The 20,290-nt window shown below is 73.3% G+C and carries 1 protein-coding gene; it reads right to left on the minus strand.

Annotated elements, in window-relative coordinates; translation table 11 throughout:
* Positions 1-96 precede the first annotated feature (96 nt).
* Entirely contained in the window at positions 97-20,286 is a 20,190-nt protein-coding gene (locus ABZZ17_RS13965; RefSeq protein ID WP_356875500.1) for a type I polyketide synthase, read from the minus strand.
* Positions 20,287-20,290: the final 4 nt, after the last annotated feature.

Here is a 20,290-nt window from a genome sequence, read left to right on the forward strand (position 1 = left end):
CGGGGAATGTCCTGGATAGGGGTCCGTACCGCCGGAAACGGGTTCCGGCGGTACGGTCCTTGGGGCCTAGGGGTTCGCGGTCCTAGGGGGTGGGGTTCAGCCCTGGCCGAACTTCTTGTCGATGAGCGCGAACAGTTCGTCGTCGCTCGCGTCCTCGATCTCGTCGGCGGCGGTTTCCCCGTCCGGCTGTCGGACCTCGTTCCACTGGGCCAGCAGCGTCTGGAGGCGCACCGCGACGCGTGCGTGCGCCGCGTCGTCGCCGGCCGCGGCGGACAGCTCCGCCGGGTCCAGCGAGGAGAAGCTGCTTTCGAGGCGGTCGAGTTCCTCCAGTACGGACAGCTTGCGGTCCGCGGCGCCGTCCGGGGCCACCTCGCTCAGCAGGTGCCGGGCGAGGGCGGCCGGGGTCGGGTAGTCGTAGACCAGCGTGGCCGGCAGTCGGAGTCCGGCGGCCGCGCCGAGCCGGTTGCGCAGTTCGACCGCGGTCAGCGAGTCGAAGCCCAGCTCCTTGAACGCCTGCTCCTCACCGATGTGTTCGGCCGACTTGTAGCCGAGTACGGCGGCCACCTCGACCCGCACCAGGTCCAGTACGGTCCGCTCGCGCTCCGCGGCCGACAGTTCGGCGAGCCGCTGCGCCAGCGTCACCCGACCCGCCCCGGTGGGCCCGGCCGTGGCCGTGTCCTCCGGGCGGTCGGCGCCGGACGCCGTGGCCGCCGTCCGCCGCCCCTGCTGCGCCGACGTGCGCACCAGTCCGCGGAACACGGGCAGGAGTCCGCCGTCCGCGGCCCGCGCCCGCAGGGTCGGCAGGTCGACGGCGACGGGCAGCAGGACCGGCTCGTCCTCCGCCGCGAGGGCCAGGTCGAACAGCGCCAGGCCGTCCGCCGCCGACAGGGGGGCGACCCCGCCGCGCGCGGCGCGTTCCCGCTCCGCCCCGGTGAGCCGGCCCGCCATTCCGCGTTCCTCGCCCCACATGCCCCACACCAGGGAGAGTGCGGTGAGACCCGCGGCCCGCCGGTGCCGGGCGAGTGCGTCGAGGAAGACGTTCGCCGCCGCGTAGTTGGCCTGGCCGGCGCCACCGAGGGCACCGGCGGCGGCGGAGAACAGGACGAACGCCGACAGGTCCAGGTGACGCGTCAACTCGTGCAGATGGAGCGCCCCTTCGACCTTGGGCCGCATCACGCGGTCGACGCGCTCGGGGGTGAGCAGGTCCACGACACCGTCGTCGAGCACGGCCGCGGTGTGGACGACCGCCGTCAGCGGGCGGTCGGCGGGCACGGACTCCAGGACCGCGGCCAGCGCGTCCCGGTCGGCGACGTCACAGGCCGCCCAGGTGACCTCGGCGCCCAACGCGACCAACTGCGCAGTGAGTTCGGCCGCCGCGTCCGTGTCGGCTCCCCTGCGGCCGGTGAGCAGCAGGTGCCGTACGCCGTGTTCGGCGACCAGGTGACGGGTGAGGAGGCCGGCGAGGCCGCCGCCCGCCCCCGTGACCAGGACCGTTCCGCGCGTGTCGATCCGGCTCTTCGTGTCAGCGCCCGCCACCGGAGCGGCGACGGCCGCCCTCGCCAGTCGGGGTGCGTACAGCGCCCCTGCGCGTACGGCCAGTTCGGGTTCGGCGGACGCGAGGGCGCGCGGGAGGGCCCGTCCGGAGGCGTCGGTGTCGTCGAGGTCGACGAGGACGAACCGGTCGGGGTTCTCCGTCTGCGCGGACCGCACCAGACCCCACACGGGGGTGTGGACGAGGTCGGCCGGCTCGGTGTCCGTGTGGGCCGCCACCGCGCCCCGGGTGACGACGGCGAGGCGCGCACCGGCGAAGCGGCCGTCGTCCAGCCAGCTCTGCACGGTCGCGAGCGCCCGGTGCGTCACCTCGCGGGTCTCCTGCGCGAGGCGAGTGGCCCCGTACGCGGTGGTGGTACCCGTGGCCGCCATGAACGGCACGACCACGGTGTCCGGTACCGGCTGCCGGCCGGCCGTGACGGCCGCGTCCAGCGCCGCGAGGTCGTCGTACGCCGTGACCGGGACCCCCACGCGGCCCAGGGCCGCCGTGAGGAGCGCATGGCCGTCGATGGCTCCGCCGATGACGACGAGGTTCGCGGCATCCGGCCGGGCCGGGACCGCGGTGCGCACCCAGTCGAGCCGGAACAGCGAGTCGTGCACCCCCTCAGGAGCCACCGAGAACTTCTCGGTGTCCCACTCCCTCGTCACCAGGGACGCGACGGACGCGACGGGCGCGCCCTGCCCGTCCGCCAGTTCGACGGACACGGTGTCCGCTCCGTCGGCGGTGATCCGCAGCCGCAGCGCGTCAGCCCCGACCGCGTGCAGCCGTACGCGGCGCCACGCGAGGGCTTCCCGCCCGGCGGCGCGGCCGTTGCCGCCCGCCGCCGCCAGCGCCTGCACCGCGGCGTCCAGCAGGGCCGGGTGGAGGGCGTATCCGTTCGCCCGTGCGGTGCGCAGTTCGTCGGACAGGCGGGCCTGGGCGAACACCTCCTCGCCACGGACCCAGACCCGCGTCAGGGTCCGCAGGGCCGGACCGTGGTAGAGGCCCGCGGCCATGAGCCGGTCGCGGACCTCCTCCACGGAGACCTCTTCGGCTCCGGCGGGCGGCCAGGGGGTGGCGCCGGCGCCGATGGCTTCGGCGGCGGAGGCGGAGGCGGCTTCGGAGTCGGAGGCGGCTTCGGAGGCGGCTTCGGCTTCGGCTTCGGTGAGGAAGCCGGTGGCGTGCCGGGACCAGGCTCCGCCGTTCGGCGCATCCGCTTCGGCAGCCTCCGGACGGCTGTGCACCTGTACGGTCCGGCGTCCGGCGTCGGCTCCGCCCACGGTGACGCGGAGCTGTACCGCCCCTTCCTCGGGGAGCACGAGCGGAGCCTCCAGGGTCAGCTCGTCCACCGTTCCGCAGCCGACCTCGTCCCCGGCCCGCAGGGCCAGTTCGACGAAGACCGCACCGGGCACGACCACGGAGTCGGCCACGACGTGGTCCGTCAGCCACGGGTGCGTACGACGGGAGATCCGGCCCGTGAAGAGGAGTCCTCCGGTGTCCGGGAGTTCTACCGCGGCACCCAGCAGGGGGTGACCGGCGGCCTCGATGCCGAGCGAAGCGGCGTCCTCGACTGCGGCGAAGGAGTCGACCCAGTAGCGCTCGTGCTGGAAGGCGTACGTCGGCAGGTCGACCCGCCGGGCGCCGGTACCGGCGAAGTACGCGGCCCAGTCGACGCCGACGCCCTGCGTGTGCGCCCTGCCGAGCGCGGCGATCAGCACCTCGGCCTCGGGACGGCCCTTGCGGAGCAGGGGCACGAAAGCGGCACCTTCGCCGGTGACGCAGTCCTGCGCGAGCGCGGACAGAACCCCGTCGGGGCCGAGTTCCACGTACGTCGTCACCCCGGCGGCCTCCAGGGCCCGGATCCCGTCGAGGAAGCGGACCGCCTCGCGGACGTGCCGGACCCAGAAGTCCGCCGAGCCCATCTCGTCGGAGACCAGGACCCCGGTCAGGTTCGACACGACCGGAATCCGCGGGGCCCCGTAGGCGAGCCCCTCGGCCACCTTCCGGAAGTCGGCCAGCATCCCGTCCATGTGCGCGGAATGGAACGCATGACTGACCGTCAGCCGCTTCGTCTTGCGGCCGGGGAAGGACTCCGCGACCGCGGTCACCGCGTCCTCGTCACCCGCGATCACCACCGACGTCGGGCCATTGATCGCGGCGATACTCACCCGGTCCGTCAGCAGCGGCAGGACCTCGTCCTCCGACGCCTCCACCGCGACCATCACACCACCGGACGGCAGCGCCTGCATCAGCCGACCACGGGCCGCGACCAGCGTGCACGCATCGTCCAGCGAGAACACCCCGGCCACGTGCGCGGCCGCGATCTCACCGACCGAATGCCCCGACAGGAAGTCCGGCCGTACACCCCGCGATTCGAGCAGCCGGAACAGCGCCACCTCGACGGCGAACAGCGCGGGCTGCGCGTACTCCGTCCGGTCCAGCAGACCGGCGTCCGCGCCGAACAGCACCTCCTTCAACGGAAGTTCGAAGCTCTCGCACACGGCGTCCAGTGCCCGCGCGAACACCGGGAACGCGTCGTACAGTTCGCGCCCCATGCCCGGCCGCTGGCTCCCCTGGCCGGTGAACAGGAACGCCACCTGCGGTTCCCCGCTCGCGACGCCCTGGGTGAGACGGGCTGCGGATTCACCCGCCGCCAATGCGGCCAGCGCCCCGCGGTACTCCGTCCGATCACCGGCGACGATCACGGCCCGGTGGTCGAGTACCGCACGACCGGTCGCGAGGGAGTGGCCGACATCCACCGGCCGCAGACCGTCGTCTCCGTCTTCGTCGAGGTGTGCGAGGAGTCGGGCCGCCTGGTCACGCAGAGCGGCTTCCGTCCTGCCCGAGAGGATCCACGGCCACGCGCCGAGGTCGCCGTCTTGCGGCTGCTCGGCGTCGGGTGCCGTCGCCTGCCGCGCCACCGGTGCCTGCTCCAGGATGGTGTGCGCGTTCGTGCCGCTCACACCGAACGAGGAGATGCCGGCCCGGCGCGGCCGGCCGGTCTCCGGCCATACCGTGGCCTCCGTCAGGAGGGTGATGTCGCCCGCCGTCCAGTCGACGTGCGGGGTCGGCTCGTCCACGTGCAGGGTCTGCGGCAGCACTCCGTGGCGCATCGCCATGACCATCTTGATCACACCGGCCACACCGGCAGCGGCCTGCGTGTGCCCGATGTTCGACTTGATCGAACCCAGCAGCAGCGGCTGGTCCGCAGAACGCTCCTGCCCGTACGTCGCCAGCAGCGCCTGCGCCTCGATCGGGTCCCCGAGCCGGGTGCCCGTACCGTGCGCCTCCACCGCGTCCACCTCGGCGGCCGACAGCCCGGCACTCGCGAGAGCGGCCCGGATGACCCGCTGCTGCGACGGCCCGTTCGGGGCGGTCAGGCCGTTGCTCGCACCGTCCTGGTTGACCGCAGAACCACGCACCACCGCCAGCACCGGATGCCCGTTGCGACGGGCGTCCGACAGCCGCTCCACGAGCAGCATGCCGACCCCCTCACCCCAGCCCGTACCGTCGGCACCCGCGGCGAACGCCTTGATACGGCCGTCCACGGCGAGCCCGCCCTGACGGCTGAACTCGACGAACGCACCCGGCGTCGACATCACGGTGACGCCACCCGCCAGGGCGATCGAGCACTCGCCGTTGCGGAGCGCCTGCACCGCGAGGTGCAGGGCCACGAGCGACGCCGAGCAGGCGGTGTCGACCGTGACCGCCGGACCTTCGAGCCCGAAGACGTACGAAAGCCGGCCCGAGACGACGCTCGCGGAGTTTCCGGTGCTCATGAAGCCGTCGCCGCCGTCGGCGGAGTTCAGTACGAGCGAGAGGTAGTCCTGGCCGTTGGTGCCGACGAAGACACCGGCCTGGCTGCCGCGCAGCGACGAGGGGTCGATGCCGGCCCGCTCGAACGCCTCCCAGGACGTTTCGAGGAGGAGCCGCTGCTGCGGGTCCATGGCCAGGGCCTCACGCGGCGAGATCCCGAAGAAGCCGGCGTCGAACTGTGCGGCGTCGTAGAGGAATCCGCCTTCGCGGGCGTACGAGGTGTCCTGCTCGGACTGCGGTCCGAACAGTTCCTCGGCGTCCCAGCCGCGGTCGGCCGGGAACTCACCGATGGCGTCGCCACCGGTGGCCAGCAGCTGCCAGAGGTCCTCGGGGGTACGGACTCCGCCGGGGAAGCGGCAGCTCATCGCGACGATCGCGATCGGATCGTCGTCGGCCGTCCTGGCCGCCGCCGGGGCGGCGGTGGCATCCGCGGTTTCCGTGCCGAGCAGTTCGCCCCTCAGGTGGTCCGCCAGGTCGGCGGACGTCGGGTAGTCGTAGATCAGTGTCGCCGGAAGGCTCAGCCCGGTGGCGGCGCCGAGACGGTTGCGCAGCTCGATCGCCGTGAGCGAGTCGAAGCCGAGCTCCTTGAACGCCCTTCCCGCGCCGACGCTCTCCGCTCCGGTGTGGCCGAGGACCGCTGCGACCTCCTTGCGCACGAGGTCGAGCAGCAGCCGGTCCCGTTCGGCGGCGGAGAGGCCCGCCAGCCGCTGGGCGAGGGAGCGGCGGCCGTCGGAGGGCCCGTCGGCCCGGCCGTCGTCGTCCGCGTGTGCGGTGAGCGCGCTCCGAGCCTCGGGAAGTTCGGCGAAGAGGCTGCTGGGGCGCACGGCCGTGAAGGTGGGGGCGAACCGGTTCCAGTCCACGTCCACGACGGTGACGACGGTGTCGTCCGCTCCGAGGGCCCGGTGGAGGGCGGCGATCGCCGGCTCCGCGGCCATGGGCGGCACGCCGCCCTTGCGCATGCGGGCGTCCAGCGCACCGTCGGCGGCCATGCCGCCTTCAGCCCACGGACCCCATGCAAGGGAGGTCGCGGCCAGTCCGGCGGCACGCCGCTGCTCGGCCAGGGCGTCCAAGTAAGCATTGGCGGCTGCATAGTTGGCCTGTCCGGCCGTGCCCCACGTGCCGGTGACGGACGAGAAGAGCACGAACGCGGAGAGCTCGATACCCAGCTCAACGGTCAGCTCGTGCAAATTGAGAGCGGACGTCGCCTTCGCACGCAGCACGCTCTCGAACCGCTCCGGCGTCAGCGCGTCGAGGACGCCGTCGTCCAGCACGCCAGCCGTGTGCACGACCGCCGTGAGCCCGGTGGCTTCGGCCGCGAGCAGCGCCCGCAGGGCATCACGGTCGGCGGCGTCACAGGCGACGACCGACACCTCCACGCCGAGCTCCGACAGTTCCGCGACCAGCTCGGCAGCACCAGGAGCATCAGCGCCCCGGCGGCTGGTCAGCACCAGCCGCTCGGCCCCAGCCCCGGCCAGCCAACGCGCGACCCGCCCACCCAGCGCACCCGTACCACCGGTCACCAGCACGGTCCCGGACGGCACCCAGGAACCCGAGCCACCCCCGGCAGCACGAACCAGACGACGCCCGAACACACCGGAGGAACGAACCGCGACCTGATCCTCACCGGAACCACCGGCCAGGACCCCAACAAGACGGCCCATGGCCCGCTCATCCCACACCTCGGGAAGATCGACCAGACCACCCCACCGCCCAGGCGCCTCCAGGGCCGCAACCCGGCCCAGCCCCCACACCTGAGCCTGCACCGCAGACACCAGACGGTCGGACCGGCCCACACTCACCGCACCACGGGTCAGGCACCACAACGGCGCCTCCACCCCGGCATCACCCAACGCCTGCACCAGACCAGCCGTCGCCACGACCCCAGCGGACTCGTCCAGCGCAAGGAGAGAGACCACACCCGCGGCGGCTCGGGTGTCGGACAGCAGCTCGGCCAGCCCGGCACGGTCCGTACCCGGCTCGACCACCACCCGCCGAACCCCGGCACCACGGCCCGTCAGCGCCTCCACCACAGCCGTGTCATCCACACCGGCGGCGGGGACCACGAGCAGCCACTCCCCCGACAGCCGCACACCGGACGCGACCGCGACCGCGTCCGTCAACGGCTTCCACGACACCCGGTAGCGCCAGCCGTCGGACTCCGGCTGCACGACCGGGTCCCCGCCGCGTCGGGCGAGCACGGCTTCCGGCCAGTAGCGCCGGCGCTGGAAGGGGTACGTGGGCAGGTCGACCCGTACAGGGCCCGTTCCGTAGAGCGACTGCCAGTCGACGGAGATCCCGCGGACATGACTCTGGGCCAGCGCGGCCATGACCGTTTCGGTCTCGGCGCGGCCCTTCCGGATGGCGGGCACGAATGCGGCCGCTTCTTCGCCGACGCATGCCTGGCCGAGAGCCGAGAGGACGCCGTCGGGGCCGAGTTCGACGTACGTCGTCACTCCAGCGGCCTCCAGGGCCCGCACACCGTCAAGGAAGCGGACAGCTTCACGGACGTGCCGGACCCAGAACTCCGCCGACCCCATCTCGTCGGAGACGAGCGCACCGGTCAGGTTCGACACGACCGGAACGGCCGGGGCCGCGAAGGACAGCCCCTCCACCACCTGACGGAAGTCGTCCAGCATCCCGTCCATGTGCGGCGAATGGAACGCGTGGCTCACGGTCAGCCGCTTGCTCTTACGGTCCACGAACGCTCCCGCGACCGCGGTCACCGCGTCCTCGTCACCGGCGATCACCACCGACCGCGGTCCGTTGATCGCCGCGATGCTCACCCGGTCGGTCAGCAACGGCAGGACCTCGTCCTCCGAAGCCTCCACCGCGACCATCACACCGCCCACCGGCAGCGCCTGCATCAGCCGACCGCGGGCCGCGACGAGCGTGCACGCATCGTCCAGGGTCAGTACCCCGCCGACATGCGCGGCGGCGATCTCGCCGATCGAGTGCCCGGACAGGAAGTCCGGCCGCACACCCCAGCCCTCCAGGAGCCGGTACAACGCCACCTCGACGGCGAACAGGGCCGGCTGGGTGAACCGCGTCTCGTCTAGCAGAGCCGCGTCCGATCCGAACAGGACGTCCTTCAGGGGAATTTCGAGGTCGAGTCGAGCGCAGACGGCGTCCAGCGCGTCGGCGAACACCGGGTAGGCGTCGTACAGTTCACGCCCCATCCCCAGCCGCTGACTCCCCTGCCCCGTGAACAGGAAAGCCGTCTTCCCACCGACGGGCGAACCCTCGACCACTCCCGGCGCCGAGTCGCCGTCCGCCAGCGCGGCCAGGCCCGCCAGGAGACCCTCACGGTCCGCGGCCACCACCGCCGCACGCTCCTCGAACGTGGAACGGCCGGTCGCCAGGGTCCTGCCGACGTCAGACGGTCGGAGTTCGGGGTCCGCGAGGAGCCGTGCGCGCAGGCCGGCGGCCTGGGCCCGGAGCCCGGCGTCGCTCTTCGCCGAGATCACGACGGGCAGGGGCAGGTCGAGGGGGCCCGGATCCACGGATCCGGCGTCGTCCCGGCCGGCCTCCGCCTGCGCGGGGGCCTGCTCGATGATCGTGTGGGCGTTGGTGCCGCTGAACCCGAACGAGGAGACACCGGCGCGGCGCGGGCGGCCCGTTACGGGCCATTCCCGCTGCTCGGTCAGCAGGGTGATCTCGCCCGCCTCCCACTCCACGCGCGGCGAGGGCTCGTCGATGTGGAGGCTCTGCGGCAGGACTCCGTGCTGCATGGCCAGCACCATCTTGATCACGCCGGCGACACCGGCCGCGGCCTGGGTGTGACCGATGTTCGACTTGATCGAGCCCAGCAGCAGCGGCTGATCGGCCGACCGGTCCTGGCCGTACGTGGCCAGCAGCGCCTGTGCCTCGATCGGGTCGCCGAGGGTGGTGCCCGTGCCGTGGGCTTCGACCGCGTCGACGTCGGCGGCCGACAGTCCGGCGCTCGCGAGGGCGGCTCGGATCACGCGTTGCTGCGAGGGCCCGTTGGGGGCGGTGAGCCCGTTGCTCGCACCGTCCTGGTTGACCGCCGAACCCCGTACCACCGCCAGGACCGGGTGCCCGTTGCGGCGGGCGTCCGACAGCCGCTCCACGAGCAGCATGCCGACACCCTCACCCCAGCCGGTACCGTCGGCACCCGCGGCGAACGCCTTGATGCGGCCGTCCTCCGCCAGCCCGCGCTGGCGGCTGAACTCGATGAACGTGCCGGGCGTCGACATGACGGTGACGCCGCCTGCCAGGGCGATCGAGCACTCGCCGTTGCGGAGCGCCTGGACCGCCCAGTGCAGGGCTACCAGTGAAGACGAGCAGGCGGTGTCGATGGTGACCGCCGGGCCTTCGAGTCCGAACACGTAGGACAGCCGGCCGGACACGACGCTGGCGGCGTTTCCCGTCCCCAAGTGTCCTTCGAGGCCCGCCGGTTCCTCCAGGAGCACGGAGAGGTAGTCCTGGCCGTTGGTTCCGACGAAGACACCGGCCTGGCTCCCGCGCAGCGTCGCCGGGTCGATCCCGGCCCGCTCGAAGGCCTCCCACGAGGTTTCCAGCAGCAGCCGCTGCTGCGGGTCCATGGCGAGGGCCTCGCGCGGCGAGATCCCGAAGAAGTCCGCGTCGAAGTCGGCGGCGTCGTAGACGAAGCCGCCTTCGCGGGCGTACGAGGTGCCCTGCGCGCCCGGGTCGGCGTCGTACAGGGCGTCGAGGTCCCAGCCGCGGTCCAGGGGGAGGTCCGAGATCGCGTCGGTGCCCGAGGCAAGGAGCTGCCAGAGGTCTTCCGGGGTACGGACTCCGCCGGGGAAGCGGCAGCTCATCGCGACGATCGCGATCGGGTCGTCGTCCTCCGCCGCCGTCGTGGTGGCCGGGCCGGTCACCGCGAGCTGTGTGCCGAGGAGTTCCGAATTCAGGTGGGCCGCGAGCGCGGCCGGTGTCGGGTAGTCGTAGACGAGCGTGGCCGGGAGGCGCAGCTCCGTGGCGGCGCCGAGCCGGTTGCGGAGTTCGACCGCGGTCAGCGAATCGAAGCCGATCTCGCGGAAGGCGCGTCCCGCCTCGATGTCCCGGGCGCCGGAGTGCCCCAGGACTTCGGCGACGTGCGTGCGCACGAGGTCGAGGAGGAACGGGTCGCGGTCGCCGGCGGAGAGGCCCCGCAGGTGGGCGACGAGTGACGAGCCGGCCCGGTCGGTACGGTCGCCCGTGGGCTCCGCACCGCGGGTGGCGGCCTCGGCCTCCGGCAGTTCGGTGAGGAGTTTTCCGGTGCGGACCGCCGTGAACCCGGGGACGAACCTCGCCCAGTCGAAGTCCGCGACGGTCAGGGCCGCTTCGTCCGAGCCGATGGCCTGGCGGAGGGCCGTGATGGCGAGCTCGGCGTTCATGGGCGGTACGCCGCCCCGGCGCATGCGGGCGTCCAGTGCCTCGTCGGCGGCCATGCCGCCTTCGGCCCAGGGACCCCATGCGAGGGAGGTCGCGGCCAGTCCGGCGGCACGCCGCTGCTCGGCCAGGGCGTCCAGGTAGGCGTTGGCGGCGGCGTAGTTGGCCTGTCCGGCCGCGCCGATCGTGCCGCTCACCGAGGAGAACAGTACGAACGCCGAGAGGTCGATGCCGAGTTCGGCCGTGAGCTCGTGCAGGTGCAGGGCGGCGGTCGCCTTGGCGCGGAGCACGCTCTCGAAGCGTTCGGGTGTCAGGGCGTCGAGGATTCCGTCGTCCAGCACACCGGCCGTGTGCACGACCGCCGTGAGCCCGGTGGCTTCGGCGGCCAGCAGCGTCCGCAGGGCATCACGGTCGGAGACATCGCAAGCGGCCACCGACACGTCCACACCCTGCCCGGCCAGTTCCGTGACCAGCTCGGCAGCACCAGGAGCCTCCGCGCCCCGGCGGCTGGTCAGCACCAGCCGCTCGGCACCCGCTCCGACCAGCCAACGGGCCACCCGACCACCCAGCGCACCCGTACCACCGGTCACCAGCACCGTCCCCGACGGCACCCAGGAGCCGGAGGCCCCGACCGCACGAACCAGACGACGCCCAAAGACCCCGGAGGAACGAACTGCGACCTGATCCTCACCAGAACCGCCGGACAGGACCCCGACCAGACGGCCCATGGCACGCCCGTCCCACACCTCGGGAAGATCGACCAGACCACCCCAACGCCCAGGCGCCTCCAGAGCCACCACCCGACCCAGCCCCCACACCTGAGCCTGCACCGCAGACACCAGACGATCCGACCGGCCCACACTCACCGCACCACGCGTCAGGCACCACAACGGCGCCTCCACCCCGGCATCACCCAACGCCTGCACCAGACCAGCCGACGCCACAACCCCAGCGGACTCGTCCAAGGCCAGCAGCGACACCACACCCGCCACCGTACCGGCAGCCACCAGCAGCTCGGCCAGCCCGGCACGATCCGTACCCGGCTCGACCACCACCCGCCGAACCTCGGCACCACAGCCGGCCAGGGCGTCCACAACGGCCACGTCGTCCACCCCGGCCGGGGACACGACCAGCCACGCCCCGGACAGTCGCGCACCCGAGGAAGTGACATCCGTGAGCGGCTTCCAGGACACCCGGTAGCGCCAGCCGTCGACCTCCGACTGCTCCTGGCTCTGCCGGCGCCATGCCGACAGGGCGGGGACGAGCTCGCTGAAGCGGGCGTCGTCGGCCACCTCCAGTTCGGTCGCCAGGGACGTGAGGTCGCCGCGCTCCACCGCTTCCCAGAACCGGGCGTCCGCCACGTCGGCCGCCGGGGCGGCTACGGGGCTGCCGTCCGACCGGATCGTCTCCGGCCAGTAGCGCTGCCGCTGAAAGGCGTACGTCGGCAGTTCCACCCGGCGTGCACCCGAACCGGCGTAGAGAGCGGGCCAGTTCACATCCACACCGCGTACGTGGGCGAGGGCCAGAGCGGTGACGACCGTCTCCGCCTCATCGCGCCCGGCACGCAGCACCGGTACGAACGCGGCATCCACGTCACCCGACACGCAGTCCTGGGCCAGTGCGGACAGCACCCCGTCCGGGCCCAGTTCCACGAACGTGGTCACACCGGCCGTCTCCAGGGCGCGCACACCGTCCAGGAAGCGGACCGCTTCCCGGACGTGCCGGACCCAGAACTCCGCCGAACCCATCTCGTCGGTGACGGCGGTGCCGGTGAGGTTCGAGACGACCTGGATGCGCGGCGCGGCGAAGGACAGGCCTTCCACCACCCGGCGGAAGTCGTCGAGCATGCCGTCCATGTGCGGGGAGTGGAAGGCGTGGCTGACGGTCAGCCGCTTGGTCTTGCGGCCCTGCGCCTCGAAGGTCGTGGCGATCGCGGCCGCAGCGTCCTCGTCACCGGCGATCACGACCGACAGCGGTCCGTTGACGGCGGCGATGCTCACCCGGTCGGTCAGCAGCGGCAGGACCTCGTCCTCCGAAGCCTGCACCGCGATCATCGCGCCACCGGACGGCAGCGCCTGCATCAGCCGGCCGCGCGCCGCGACCAGCGTGCACGCGTCGTCCAGCGAGAACACCCCGGCCACGTGCGCGGCGACGATCTCACCGATCGAATGCCCCGACAGGAAGTCCGGTCGCACACCCCACGATTCGAGGAGTCGGAACAGGGCCACCTCCACGGCGAACAGCGCGGGCTGCGCGTACTCCGTCCGGTCCAGCAGACCGGCGTCCGCGCCGAACAGCACGTCCTTCAGCGGCAGTTCGAGGCCTTGGAAGCGTTCGCAGACCGCGTCCAGGGCATCCGCGAACACCGGGTACGCGGCGTACAGTTCGCGCCCCGCGCCCAGGCGCTGGCTGCCCTGGCCGGTGAAGAGGAAGGCGAGCCCGCCCGCGGTCACCGTGCCCTGGAGCAGCCCCGGTACCCGCTCTCCGGCGGCGAGGGCCGCCAGGCGGGCGACGAGGGTTTCGCCGTCCGTCGGTTCACCGATCACCACCGCGCGGTGTTCGAGGGCGGCGCGGTGCGTGGCGAGGGTGTGGCCGAGGTCGAGTGCTCCGCGCCCTCCGGGTACGGCCACCGCGTCGGCCGCGGTCGGGCGCAGTCGGTCCGCCTGGGCCCGCAGGGCGGCCTCGGTGCGGCCGGAGACGAGCCACGGCAGCACCGGGAGACCAGCTCCCGACGGGGCCTGCGGCGTGGTGTCCGTGTGCTGCGGTGCCTGTTCGAGGACGGCGTGGGCGTTGGTGCCGCTGTAGCCGAACGAGGAGACGCCGGCCCGGCGGGGACGGCCGGTCTCGGGCCACTGGCGCCGCTCGGTCAGGAGCTCGATGTCGCCGGCCGACCAGTCCACGAAGGGGGTCGGCTCGTCGACGTGCAGGGTCTGCGGGAGCACCCCGTGCCGCATCGCCATGACCATCTTGACGACGCCGGCGACACCGGCGACGGCCTGCGTGTGCCCGATGTTCGACTTGACGGAGCCGAGCAGCAGCGGACGGTCCTCGGGGCGGCCCTGGCCGTACGTGGCCAGCAGGGCCTGGGCCTCGATCGGGTCCCCGAGCCGGGTGCCCGTGCCGTGCGCCTCCACGGCGTCGACGTCCCCTGCGCTGAGCCCGGCGTCGGCGAGGGCCTCGCGGATGACGCGCTGCTGTGAGGGGCCGTTGGGGGCGGTGAGGCCGTTGCTGGCGCCGTCCTGGTTGACGGCCGTGCCCCGGACGACCGCGAGGACCGGGTGTCCGTTGCGGCGGGCGTCGGACAGCCGCTCCAGGAGCAGCAGGCCGACGCCTTCGGACCAGACGGTGCCGTCGGCGGCCGCGGCGAAGGCCTTGATGCGGCCGTTCTCCGCGAGGCCGCGCTGGCGGCTGAACTCGGTGAACGCGCCGGGCGTGGACATGATGGTCACCGCGCCCGCGAGCGCCATCGCGCATTCCCCCCGGCGCAGGGCCTGGGCGGCGAGGTGCAGGGCGACGAGCGAGGAGGAGCAGGCCGTGTCGAGGGTGACCGCGGGCCCCTCCAGGCCGAACGTGTAGGAGAGGCGGCCGGAGACGACGCTGGCCGCGTTGCCGGTGCCGAGGTGGCCTTCGAGGCCGTCGACGTCGTCCAGCCACAGCTGGAGGTAGTCCTGGGCGTTGGAGCCGACGAACACGCCGGTGCGGCTGCCGCCGAGGGCGGTCGGGTCGATGCCGGCGCGCTCGAACGTCTCCCAGGCCGTTTCCAGCAGCAGCCGCTGCTGGGGGTCCATGGCGAGGGCTTCGCGCGGGGAGATCCCGAAGAACGCGGCGTCGAAGTCGGCCGCCTCGTGCAGGAAGCCGCCCTCGCGGAGGTAGCTGGTGCCCTCGCGGTCGGGGTCGTCGCTGTACAGGGTGTCGAGGTCCCAGCCGCGGTCGGCGGGGAAGGCGGTGATGCCGTCGCGGCCCTCGGCGAGCAGCTGCCACAGGTCTTCGGGGGAGGTGATGCCGCCGGGGAAGCGGCAGCTCATCGCGACGATGGCGATCGGGTCGTCGTCCTCGGCGGGTCCGCTGGCGGCGCCCGCCGCCACGTCCGTGCCGGTGGCGGTGTCGTCCGGGAGGTCGCCGACGATCTCCTGGCGCAGGTACTGGGCCAGGGCGGTCGCCGTCGGGTAGTCGAAGACGAGGGTGGCCGGCAGGCGGCGGCCGGTGGCGTCGCCGAGCAGGTTGCGCAGTTCGACGGCGGTGAGCGAGTCGAAGCCCAGCTCCTTGAAGGAGCGGCCCGGTTCGACGGAGGCGGCGCCCGGGTAGCCGAGCGCGGCCGCGACCTGCTTGCGGACCAGGTCGAGCAGCGTGCGGTCCTGTTCGGCGGACGGGAGGCCGGCCAGGCGCTGCCGCAGCCCGGACGCGCCCGTAGCGGCGGCCGTGCCGCCCGCGGACCGGCGGGCGGGAACACGTACGAGCCCGCGGAGCAGCGGGGAAAGGGTGCCGGCCCGGGCCTGCGTGCGCAGGCCCGCGAGGTCGACGCGCATCAGGGCGGGGACGGTCTCGTCGATGCGGTGGACGAGGTCGAAGAGGCCGAGGCCCTCTTCGGAGGTGAGCGGGGGCAGTCCGCCGCGGGTCATGCGGCTGATGTCGGTGTCGGTGAGGCTGCCTGCCATGCCCGCGCCGTCGGCCCACAGGGTCCAGGCCAGGGAGGTGGCGGGGAGTCCGAGGGAGCGGCGGTGCTGGGCGAGCGCGTCGAGGAACACGTTGGCCGCGGCGTAGTTGCCCTGTCCGGCGCCGCCGAGGAGGCCGCCGACGGACGAGAACAGCAGGAACGCGGAGAGGTCGAGGTGCCGGGTCAGCTCGTGGAGGTGGCAGGCCGCGTCGGCCTTGGGGCGCAGTACGGCCGACAGGCGTTCGGGGGTGAGCGAGGTGATCACGCCGTCGTCGAGGACTCCGGCGGTGTGGACGACAGCGCCGAGCGGGTGCGCGGCGGGTACCGCGTCCAGTACGGCGGCCAGCGCGTCACGGTCGGCGACGTCGCACGCGGCCCAGGTCACCGAGGCTCCCGCGGCGGCGAGTTCGGCTTCGAGCCGCTGTGCGCCGGGGGAGGATCCGCCGCGGCGGCCGACGAGCAGCAGGTGGCGTACGCCGTGCTCGGCGACGAGACGGCGGGCGATCAGACCGCCGAGGAGGCCGCCGGCGCCGGTGATCAGCACGGTCGACCCGGGCGCGTACGCCGGTCCGGCCGGGGCCGGGGCGTCGGTGCTGTCCCGGGCCACGCGGGTGAGGCGCGGCACGTGGACGGTTCCGGCACGTACGGCGAGCTGCGGCTCGCCCGCCGCGACGGCCGTGGCGAGGGCGGCGGGCAGGGCGCGTACGGAGTCCTCGGCGCCGTCGGTGTCGAGGAGCAGCAGCCGGTCGGGGTGCTCGGCCTGCGCGGAGCGCAGCAGGCCGCGGACGGCCGCGTGGGCCGGGTCGGTGAGCGTGTCGGCGGCCGTACCGGTGTCGCCGGCCTCGACGGCGCCGCGGGTCAGGACGACCAGGCGGGTGGTGGCGAAGCGGTCGTCGCCGGTGAAGGGTGCTTCGCCCAGCCAGGTCCTGGCGAGGGCGAGGGCGTGGTGGGCAGCCCGGTGGACCGCCTCGGCGGACAGTTCCGGGGCCGGGCCGTCCTCGGGGGTGGCGGCCTGGCCGTAGGCCGCGAACACGGCGTCGGGCACGGGCGCTCCGGCGTCGACCGCCGCCGCGAGCCCGGCCAGGTCGGCGTATACGGCGATGTTCTCCGTGCCTACGCCGGTGCCGGTGCCGGTGCCGGTGCCGGTGCCGGTGCCGGTGCCGGTGCCGGTGCCGGTGCCGGTGCCGGTGAGGAGGGCGGCCGGAACCCGCGTCCCGAGGACCGCCCAGTGGTCGCCGCCGGACGCCGTGCCGGGACCGGCGGGGGCGGGCAGTGCCGTCCACTCGGTCCGGAACACCGACTCGTGGTGGGCGGTGCGTGCCGCCTGGACCTGTTCGGCGGACACGGTCCGCAGGACGAGCGAGTCGACGGTCGCGACGGGCGCGCCCGTCGCGTCCGCGATCTCCAGGCGTACGCCGCCGGTTCCCTTCGGGGTCAGGTGCACGCGCAGGGCGTCGGCCCCGGCGGCGTGGAGGGTCACTCCGCTCCAGGCGAACGGGAGCCGGCCCTCGCCCTCGGTGCCGCCCAGGACGCCGAGGCCCAGCGTGTGGAGGGCGGCGTCCAGGAGGGCGGGGTGGAGGCCGAAGTCACCTGCGGCGGCGGCGAATTCCTCGGGGAGCCCCACCTCGGCGTACACGCTGTCGCCGTGCCGCCAGGCGGCGGTGAGGCCGCGGAACGCCGGTCCGTAGCCCATGCCGACTTCGGCGAGGTCGGCGTAGAGGCTGTCGGTGGCGAGGGGCTCGGCACCCGCCGGGGGCCACTGCCCGGACGTGAACCGCTGCGCGGCCGGGACGGCGGGTCCGTGGGTCAGTACGCCGGCGGCGTGGCGGGTCCAGGGCTCGTCGGCCGTGCTGTCCTTCGGGCGGGAGGAGAGGGTGAAGGCGCGCCGGCCCGAACCGTCGGCGTCGGGTGCGCTCACGTGCATCTGTAGCTGTACGCCGCCCCGTTCGGGCAGGACGAGCGGTGCTTCGAGCGTCAGTTCCTCGACGACGTCGCAGCCGACCTGGTCACCGGCCCGTACCGCCAGGTCCACGAAGGCCGTGCCGGGGAGCAGGACGCTGTCCATGACCTTGTGGTCGGCGAGCCAGGGGTGGGTGGTGGGTGACAGCAGGCCGGTGAAGAGGAAGCCCTCGGAGTCGGCGAGGGCGACGGCCGCGCCGAGCAGGGGGTGCGCTGCCTCGTCGAGTCCCGCCGCGCCCACGTCGCCGGTCCGGGCTCCCGGGCCGATCCAGTAGCGCTGCCGTTGGAAGGGGTAGGTGGGCAGGTCGACGCGGCGGGCGCCGGTCCCCGCGAAGAATCCCTGCCAGTCGACACGGACACCGTGCACATGAGCCCGCGCGAGCGCGGCGACGACCGCCTCCGCCTCAGGACGCCCCTTGCGGAGCAACGGCACGAACACGGCGCCGTCCTGCGCGACACAGCCCTGAGCCAGCGCGGACAGTACCCCGTCCGAACCCAGCTCGACGAACGCACTGACTCCGGCCGCCTCCAGAACACGGACACCATCCAGGAACCGGACCGCCTCGCGGACGTGCCGGACCCAGAACTCCGCCGAACCCATCTCGTCCGACACCAGGCCACCGGTCAGGTTCGACACCACCGGGATCACCGGCACGGCGAAGGACAACCCCTCCACCACCTGACGGAAGTCGTCCAGCATGCCGTCCATGTGCGGCGAATGGAACGCGTGACTGACCGTCAGCCGCTTGGTCTTGCGGCCGGGGAAGGACTCCGCGACCGCGGTCACCGCGTCCTCATCACCCGCGATCACCACCGACCGAGGGCCGTTGACCGCAGCGATACTCACCCGGTCCGTCAGCAGCGGCAGGACCTCGTCCTCCGACGCCTCCACCGCGACCATCACACCACCGGACGGCAACGCCTGCATCAGCCGACCACGCGCAGCCACCAACGTGCACGCGTCCTCCAGCGACAACACCCCGGCCACATGCGCGGCCGCGACCTCACCGATCGAATGCCCCGACAGGAAGTCCGGCTTCACACCCCACGATTCGAGCAGTCGGAACAGCGCCACCTCGACGGCGAACAACGCCGGCTGCGCATACTCCGTCCGGTCCAGAAGCTCGGCATCGTCTCCGAACAGCACGTCCATCAGCGGCAGTTCCATGCGCTCGCACACCGCGTCCAGGGCGGCCGCGAACACCGGGTAGGCGTCGTACAGTTCACGGCCCATGCCCAGCCGCTGGCTCCCCTGCCCCGTGAACAGGAAAGCCGTCTTCCCACCGACGGGCGAACCCTCGACCACTCCCGGCGCCGAGTCGCCGTCCACCAGCGCGGCCAGGCCCGCCAGCAGACCCTCACGGTCCGCGGCCACCACCGCCGCACGCTCCTCGAACGCGGCCCTGCCGACGGCCAGCGAGCGGGCGGTGTCGACGGGGCTCTGCGCGGGGAGTTCCCCGGCGTGCGCGAGGAGGCGCTCCGCCTGCTCGCGCAGGGCGTCGCGGGTCTTCGCCGACAGGAGCCACGGCACGGCCGGCGGGTTCGGCCGCGCGGCCCCGTCGGGCCGCTCCGGTGCACGGTCGGTTTCGGGGGCCTGCTCGATGATCGTGTGGACGTTGGTGCCACTGACGCCGAACGCCGAGACGCCGACCCGGTACGGGCGCCCGGTCTCCGGCCAGGCCCGCTGCTCGGTGAGCAGGGAGACCGCGCCGGCCGACCAGTCGACGTGCGTGGTGGGCTCGTCCACGTGCAGGGTCTTGGGCAGTACGCCGTGCCGCATCGCCATGACCATCTTGATTATCCCGGCGACGCCGGCGGCGTTCTGGGTGTGGCCGATGTTCGACTTGAGGGAGCCCAGCCACAGCGGCCGGTCCGCCGGCCGGTCCTGCCCGTACGTGGCGAGCAGCGCCTGCGCCTCGATCGGGTCGCCCAGGGTCGTGCCCGTGCCGTGGGCCTCGACGGCGTCGACGTCGGCGGCGGTCAGGCGGGCGCCTTCGAGGGCCTGCCGGATGACGCGCTGCTGGGCGGGTCCGTTGGGGGCGGTCAGGCCGTTGCTGGCGCCGTCCTGGTTGACGGCGGAGCCGCGGACGACGGCCAGGACGCGGTGGCCGTTGCGGCGGGCGTCCGAGAGGCGTTCCACCAGCAGGACGCCGACGCCCTCCGACCAGCCGGTGCCGTCGGCCGCTTCGGCGAAGGACTTGCAGCGGCCGTCGGCCGACAGGCCGCGCTGGCGGCTGAACTCGACGAAGACGTCCGGGCCGGCGAGGACGGTGACGCCCGCGGCCAGGGCCAGCGAGCACTCCCCCTGGCGCAGGGCCTGGACGGCCATGTGCAGGGCGACGGACGAGGACGAGCAGGCCGTGTCGATGGTGGCGGCGGGGCCTTCGAGGCCGAACACGTAGGCGAGGCGGCCGGAGACCACGCTGGAGGCGGTGCCGGTGAGGAGGTGGCCCTCGACTCCGTCGGGCAGGTCGTAGGAGCCGGCCCCGTAGGCGTTGGCGGACGCGCCGACGAAGACGCCGGCGCGGCTGCCGCGCAGGGTCGCCGGGTCGATCCCGGCCCGTTCGAAGACCTCCCAGGTGGTCTCCAGCAGCAGGCGCTGCTGCGGGTCCATGGCGAGGGCTTCGCGCGGGGAGATGCCGAAGAAGGCGGGGTCGAACTCGGGTGCCTCGTAAAGGAATCCGCCGTCGCGGGCGTACGTGGTTCCGGGGTGGTCGGGGTCGGGGTCGTACAGCGACTCGATGTCCCAGCCGCGGTCGGCGGGGAAGCCGGAGATGGCGTCGCCGCCGCTCTCGACTAGCTTCCACAGGTCCTCGGGTGAGCGGACTCCGCCGGGGAAGCGGCAGCTCATGCCGACGATCGCGATCGGTTCGCGCGCGGCGTCGGTGAGCTCCTGGTTCCGGCGGCGCAGCCGCTCGGTTTCCTTGAGGGAGGCCCGCAGCGCTTCAACGACTTTTTCGTTCGGGGTGGTCATCACT

Origin of the sequence: Streptomyces sp. NPDC006512 (assembly GCF_040611935.1) — a bacterium.
Classification (GTDB): Bacteria; Actinomycetota; Actinomycetes; order Streptomycetales; family Streptomycetaceae; genus Streptomyces.

What these genes read in the sequence shown, in the direction of transcription:
- ABZZ17_RS13965 (WP_356875500.1), bottom strand. Translation starts at nt 20,286, where the DNA reads ATGACCACCCCGAACGAAAAAGTCGTTGAAGCGCTGCGGGCCTCCCTC.